This is a genomic window from Trinickia sp. (assembly GCF_051961175.1).
Classification (GTDB): domain Bacteria; phylum Pseudomonadota; class Gammaproteobacteria; order Burkholderiales; family Burkholderiaceae; genus Trinickia.
The window spans coordinates 1-6,529 of sequence record NZ_JBQCDN010000150.1 but is presented as its reverse complement, the minus strand read 5'-3'; the positions used below and the strand labels follow the sequence as shown (position 1 = coordinate 6,529).

The window sequence follows — 6,529 nt, the reverse complement described above, 5'->3', positions numbered from 1 at the left end:
CGAAGATCTACAGCGATGCGGGCATCGTGCAGATCACGCCGTCGGCAACGAACCCGGCATACACGCAACAAGGCTTCAAGACGACGTTCCGCATCGTCGCGACGGACGCGCAGCAAGGCCCGGCGCTCGCCAACTACGCAGCCAAGGATTTGAAGCTGAAGCGGGTCGCGATTGTCGACGACGCCACGGCTTACGGCCAAGGCCTGGCCGGCCAATTCGAGAAGACGGCGACGTCGCTCGGTATGACGGTGCTCTCGCATGACGCGACGAACGACAAGGCCGTGGATTTCCGCGCGATTCTGACGAAGATCAAGGGCGAACACCCCGACGCGATCATGTACGGCGGTATGGACGCCACTGGCGGCCCGTTCGCCAAGCAAGCGAAGCAGCTCGGCATCACGGCGAAGATCCTCGCGGGTGACGGCGTGTGTACCGATCAGCTCTCGACGCTGGCCGGCGACGCCACCGACAACATCGTGTGCTCGGAGGCAGGCCGCTCGCTCGAGAAGATGGGCAAGGCGGGCGAAGAGTTCCAATCGAAGTTCAAGGCGCGTTTCGGTGTGCCGATCCAGATCTACGCACCGTTCACGTATGACGCCGTGTACATCATCGTCGACGCGATGAAGCGTGCGAACTCGACCGATCCGGCGAAGATCCTCGCGGCGATGCCGTCGACGGACTACAAGGGCGTGATCGGCGAGACGCAATTCGATTCGAAGGGCGATCTGAAGCATGGCGTGATCTCGCTGTACCACTACAAGGACGGCAAGAAGACGCTGCTGAACGAAGTGAAGCTGTAATCATCGATCGGCTTAGGCCGAACCGTTCGGGGGTGGCGGGCTGCCAGGCGGCCGGTTGCCTCCGAAAGGGATCGAAGGGCGCGGACGCGAACAGCGTGCGCGCCCTTTGTATTTGGGTGCTCTGCCGAGCACAGGCGTACCGTGTTGCCTGGCGGCGGATCTGCGGCGGATGCGCCGCGGCGCTTAAACGCCGAGCCGCTTGAGCACGCGTGGCCCGATAAAGGCGACGAGCGCCGCGCAGACCGCGACGACCGAGAGCCCGATGGAAAGATTGGTGGCCTGAGCGACACCGCCGATCAGAACCGGCCCGAACAACAAGCCGACATAGGCGATGCTCGCCACATGCGCGAGCCCTTCCGCGGCGTGAATGCCTTTGACGCGCATGGCGGCGGCGAACAGCACAGGCATCATATTCGCGAGCCCGAGGCCCATCATCGCGAAGCCGATCAGCGCCGTGACGGAAAACGGCAGGACGAGCGCGCCGACCATCCCCGCACAGGCCAGCGCTGCGCTGGCGAACACCAGTGGCACGGCCCCGAAGCGCGCGCGCACGGCGTCGCCTGCGAAGCGGCCGGCGGCCATGGCCCCCGTGAACGCCGCATAGCCTGCACTGGCGAAGGCGGGCGTCGAATGCACGATGTCGCGCATATAGACGGCGGCCCAGTCGTACATCGCCCCTTCTGCGATCAACGCGATGAGCGCGACGGCACCCAGCGCCCACAGCACGGGCGAGCGCCAGCGGCTGGAACGCGCACGCTCATGGGGGCTATCGGTATGCGGCACAGGCGGCAGCACGGCGGGGCAGGCGAGCGCGAGCACCCCCGCGCAGGCCGCCGCGGCCAGCAGCAGATGGAGCACGCTCGACAGGCCATGGGCGAGCGCCACACCGCCCGCGGCGGCCCCGAACATCCCGCCGATACTGAACATGCCGTGCAGCGAGGACATGATGGGCCGCCCGAGCGCCTGCTCGACGGCGCTGGCCTCGGCGTTGATCGCGACGTCCATCGTCGCCATCCCGGCGCCAAACGCGGCGAGCACCGGCAACATCGTGGCGAACGTCGGTGCGATCAGAATCAGGGCCAAGCTGCCCGACATCACGACCCCGCCGACGAGACAGGCCTTGCGCGTGCCGGCGCGCGCAATCCATTTCGCATTGCCGAGGGTGGCGGCGATCGAGCCGCCGGTCAGTACGAACAACGCGAGCGACAGGGCGGCCGGGTCAAGGTGGAACTTGTCGCGTACGGTGGGGACGTGCACGCCCCATGACGCGTACGCCATGCCGGCGATGAAAAACAGCGCCATCGTGGCGTACCGGGCGCGCCGCAGAGCGGCGGGAGCGAGATTGCGGTGCGCGGCGGGCGCCTGCGAGGAAGTGGTTTGCGACACGTAGGTTGAGCGTTGAGTTGAGCGTTGAGTTGGCGTTGATTGAGACTTAGGGGCGGAACGCGCGAAATCCGGGCCGCGAAAACTGCGCGCAAACGCTACGATGCATGGGAAGCGCCGATTCTAACGGACGTCCGGATACCTCGCCGGGTAGGCGCCGCAACCTGAGACCGGGGACACGAACATGCACATTTCCGCCCATGCACCGCTTCATCTACTGCATCGCAAGCCGACCGGCGTTTTGGCGACGCATGCGCGCGAACCGCTCGGCTATCCGTATCCGACAGCGTTGCCGTTCGCACCCGACGCACGGCATCGGCCCGTCGTGCTCGTCAGCCGCCTTGCCGAGCATGCGCGCAATCTCGAAGCCGACGCGCGAGCGGGGTTTCTCGTCGTCGATTCCCCGCCCAACGAGGACGTCTTGAACGGCGAACGCCTGACTTTGCTGGGCCGATTCGTGCCCGGCGGGCTCGAACCGTCGCTGGTGCGCCGTTATTTGCGGTATCACCCCGATGCCGAACGATACCTTGCGTTAGGCGATTTTTCGTTTCGCGTGCTGGAAATCGAGCGGATGCGGTACATCGGCGGATTCGGCGCAATGGGATGGCTCGACGCGGAAGAACTCGATCCGCTCGAACCGTTGAAGGAGGAAGATGAAACCGTGTTAATCGAATACTTCGACCGACACGTGAGCCGCCCGGGGCTTGTGCGATTGGCGGGCGTCGATCGATACGGGGCCGATTTGAAAGTGGACGGGCATCGACGGCGCTGTACGTTCGATTCCGCGAAAACGGATCTATCCGCCCTGGAAGAAGCACTGGCACAGTGCATTGCGGAACAGACCGATTAGCTCGTCGGTATACCTTCGTATATCTCAAATAGGGAAATGGGTGATGTCGCGATGTAGCTGATGAAAGGAGTAGGAAGGATTGGGCGCCCTGCTTCCCGCGCTGGTGCAGGATCCTGTCATACTATGAAAACTTTTGACGGGAGTATGTCGATCAGTCTCACGGCTTGAAAGATGTCAGAACATTCCCCGCTCACTGTAAGGAAATATGAGACGCCACTTGCATTGAGTATATTGAGATGGCCGGACCGACGACGAATGAGTGAAACAAATGGATCAAAGTTATTTCGCGATGATGGTCTTTTCGGGCTTTTCGTTCGCTCGCCTTTTGTGCTAATCTCGCTTCCGAATCTCCGAGGCACTAGCATTCAGGTGGCAAAACCGGCCAGAGATCGGCGCCATTTATCGAAACCACAAGGGAACATATGTCTTCTTACAAGGAACTTCTCGCTCAACGAGAGAAGCTGGAGAAGCAGATCGAAGAGGCGAAGGCGCATGAATACGCCGAAGTGCTGAACGAAATCAAACAGAAAATGGCAGACTACGGCATTACGCTGGCCGAACTCGGCGGCGGTCGTGGCAAGCATGGCAAGGTGGGTCGTCCGCGCGCTGGCGTGGCGCCGAAATATCGCGATCCCGCGAGCGGCAATACGTGGTCGGGCCGCGGCAAGCCGCCCCGGTGGATTGCCGGTCAGGATCGTGATCAGTTCCTGATTCAGAAGTAATAGGCCGATCGGAATAGCTGCTGGCGCGCCAGCGCTATGACGGGCAGCGCCAAAAAAGAGAGCCGCGTGACCCATTAGGGTGCGCGGTTTTTATTCGTCTAATGAATTCTCGATTTCATAAGCGGCTATCTATTCCCTGTCTGTTCCAATGACTGGAATCACAGCGCGTGCAACCCCCGGGGCCGGGACGCGAATAAGAATGCGTTGCGTTCTCATAAGCTTTTGATTCGAAAGGGGAAACGGCGCAGCTGTCACAACGCTGCCGCGCTGCGCTTGATACAATCAAACGGTAAACAACCTGTCGCCTACCGTTTCCGATGCACGTCCATCCCACCATCGAACTCCAGTCCGGAGAAAAACAAGCCGTCGCGCGTAAAAGCACGTTCGCGAGCGTCGGCGTCAACATCGTCCTGATGAGTTTGCAGGTCACGATAGGTTTCTTCGCCCATTCGCAGGCGTTGATCGCGGACGGTGTCCATTCGCTGGCCGATCTCATATCGGACTTCATCGTGCTGATCGCAAATCGCGCCAGCGCTGAGAAACCCGATGCCGACCACAATTACGGGCACGCCCGATACGAGACGGTCGCGTCGCTGTTTCTAGGCGCGCTGCTCGTCGCGGTGGGCGTTGGGATGCTCTGGCGTGCCGGCACGCGGCTGGCGGATTTGGAAAGCATTCCGGCCGTGCACGTCAGCGCGCTGGTGGTGGCGGTGCTCGTGCTCGTCTCCAAAGAGGCGCTGTTCCGGTTCATGCTGCGTCAGGCGGAACGCGTGCGTTCGGCGATGCTGATCGCCAATGCCTGGCATGCGCGCTCGGATGCCGCTTCATCGCTGGTCGTGGCCGTCGGTATTGTGGGCAGCTTGTTCGGGGTGCGTTTGCTGGACCCGATCGCCGCCGCGATCGTCGGCTTCCTGGTGGCGCGCATGGGATGGGTGTTCGGTTGGGACGCGCTGCAAGACCTTTCCGATCGGGCACTCGACGAAACCGCGACCGCGGATATCCGCCGGTTGCTGATCGCCACGCCCGGCGTGCGCGACGTGCATGAACTGCGCACGCGCAAGACGGGGGATCTCGCGCTTGTCGATGCGCACATCCTCGTCGACCCGTTCATCTCCGTCTCCGAGGGGCACTACATCGCGGAATCCGCGCGTGCGCAAGTCATGACCGACAAGCGCGTCCTCGATGCACTGATTCACGTCGATCCGGAAAACGATGCGGTGGCGCATCCGCCGGCGCGCCTGCCCGCGCGTGCAGCGGTCATGGCGCTGGTCGATGCCGAGCTGGGCAAATACGGGCTACGAAAGTCGGCCTTGAACGTGCACTACCTCAGCACGGGGCTGGACGTCGAGATCACCCTTGCCGCCGACGCACTGGCCGATCGCGAGCACGACGCCGAACTCATCGAGCGGGTTGACCTGACTGCGCTGAAGGCCAAACTGGGGGCGCGCAACGTGACGCTGCAGCGCGAGCTCGGGGCGGCGAAGGTACGCGCGCAGGGGCACGTTTGATCGAGGCGAGTCAGAGCGGCAACTGCGTATCGAATTTGATCTCGCGTAGCACGACGCTCGTGCGAACCTGTGCGACGGCGGGGATTTTGAAGATGCGATCGTGCAGGAACGCATCGTAGGCTTTGATGTCGGGTGCGACGATCTTGAGGATGTAATCGGCTTCGCCCGTTGTGCTGTAGCACTCGGTCACTTCGGGGCAGGTGGAAATCTCGCGCTCGAACTGTTCGACGCCACCTTCGGTATGACGAGTCAAATGAATATGGGCGAGCGCGCAGACATGCAGGCCGAGCTTTTCGCGATCGAGCAGCGCCGTGTAGCGCTGAATGATGCCCGACTGCTCCATGTCCTTGATGCGCCGCCAACACGGCGTACTCGACAGCCCGACCTGGTCGGAGATTTCCTGCACCGAGCGCCGCGCATCGAGCTGCAACAGGCGCAGGATTTTTTGAGAAAACGTGTCGAGCGCCATCCGCGCCTCCATTACGACAGCCACTGAAACCGATATTAGTGGCGGAAGAAAACAAAGGCAATCAAATGGCCTCAGATCGAGGGATTTTACCTAATTAGGCGGGCTCTCGGCGTCGTTTTGACTTATCCCGGCTTGCGCTACCTCATCCGCACGCGCTTTCGCCTCGGCGGCCGTTGCGGCCGTCTTCTGTATCGCGCGCAAGTCCTTGAGCATGTTGCAGAAAAGGGCGCCTTGCTCGATTGCGTCGTCCAGCGCGACATGGGTATGCGGGTGATCGTCAAACCAATGTTTCGGCATGCGCGGCTTGATGCATTTGCGATACGGCAGCCCCGTCATGGCGAAGGCGAGTGTCTTGATATCGAGTGCAGACCACGAGAACGGACAACGCCCTGTAAACCGCATCATGTACCAAAACATGAACGAGAAGTCGAAGCCGGCGGGCATACCAACGAACACAGGCTTGCCCGGTAGTGCCTCGACCCATTGGACGTAAGCCGTGAGCGCCTCCTCGGGGCGCCGCAGATCCTGACGGCAGGCGGCCCACGCCTCGGGCTGCGTTTTCCACCAGGCCTCTTGCACGGGATGGGCTTGCGCGCCGGGCAGCGTTTCGAGATTGGCCGAGAACGTGCTGATCAGCTGCTTGTCCTCGGTATAGGCCGCCGATGCGAAGCTCAACATCGAATGTGGCCCGGGGATCGGGCAGTCGGCCTCGATATCGGTGCTGACGTAGATTTCGGATGTCACGCGCTCACTCCATCGGCGACATAAGGATTCGTGCGCCGCTCCTCGCCGAACGT

Annotated in this window: 7 protein-coding genes; 4 read left to right on the top strand and 3 right to left on the bottom strand. The window is 62.1% G+C overall.

Annotated elements, in window-relative coordinates:
• Positions 1-800 (top strand): branched-chain amino acid ABC transporter substrate-binding protein (locus ACTHL0_RS08695; protein ID WP_440566322.1); only part of this gene is annotated, 800 nt, incomplete at its 5' end.
• Positions 801-983: 183 nt separating this feature from the next.
• Here ACTHL0_RS08695 and ACTHL0_RS08690 read toward each other — a convergent pair.
• Entirely contained in the window at positions 984-2,102 is a 1,119-nt protein-coding gene (locus ACTHL0_RS08690; protein ID WP_440566323.1) for an MFS transporter, read from the bottom strand.
• A gap of 265 nt (positions 2,103-2,367) precedes the next feature.
• Here ACTHL0_RS08690 and ACTHL0_RS08685 point away from each other — a divergent pair, with 265 nt between their 5' ends.
• From ACTHL0_RS08685 to ACTHL0_RS08675, 3 genes are all read left to right on the top strand, one after another.
• Positions 2,368-3,033 (top strand): HugZ family protein, encoded by a 666-nt coding sequence (locus ACTHL0_RS08685; protein ID WP_440566321.1) that lies wholly within the window; start codon positions 2,368-2,370, stop codon positions 3,031-3,033.
• 422 nt (positions 3,034-3,455) lie between these two features.
• Complete coding sequence (locus tag ACTHL0_RS08680; RefSeq protein WP_440566320.1) at positions 3,456-3,755, top strand: H-NS histone family protein; 300 nt, start codon at positions 3,456-3,458, stop codon at positions 3,753-3,755.
• A 317-nt stretch (positions 3,756-4,072) separates the two neighbouring features.
• Positions 4,073-5,263: a cation diffusion facilitator family transporter gene (locus tag ACTHL0_RS08675; protein WP_440566319.1), complete on the top strand. Its 1,191-nt coding sequence runs from the start codon at positions 4,073-4,075 to the stop codon at positions 5,261-5,263.
• A 10-nt stretch (positions 5,264-5,273) separates the two neighbouring features.
• On the opposite strand, the gene ACTHL0_RS08670 is transcribed toward ACTHL0_RS08675, so the two are convergent.
• On the bottom strand, positions 5,274-5,732 hold the full coding sequence (locus ACTHL0_RS08670) for an Lrp/AsnC family transcriptional regulator (protein ID WP_115534067.1): 459 nt from the start codon (positions 5,730-5,732) through the stop codon (positions 5,274-5,276).
• Between the two features lie 90 nt (positions 5,733-5,822).
• Positions 5,823-6,476: an exonuclease gene (locus ACTHL0_RS08665; protein WP_440566318.1), complete on the bottom strand. Its 654-nt coding sequence runs from the start codon at positions 6,474-6,476 to the stop codon at positions 5,823-5,825.
• Positions 6,477-6,529: the final 53 nt, after the last annotated feature.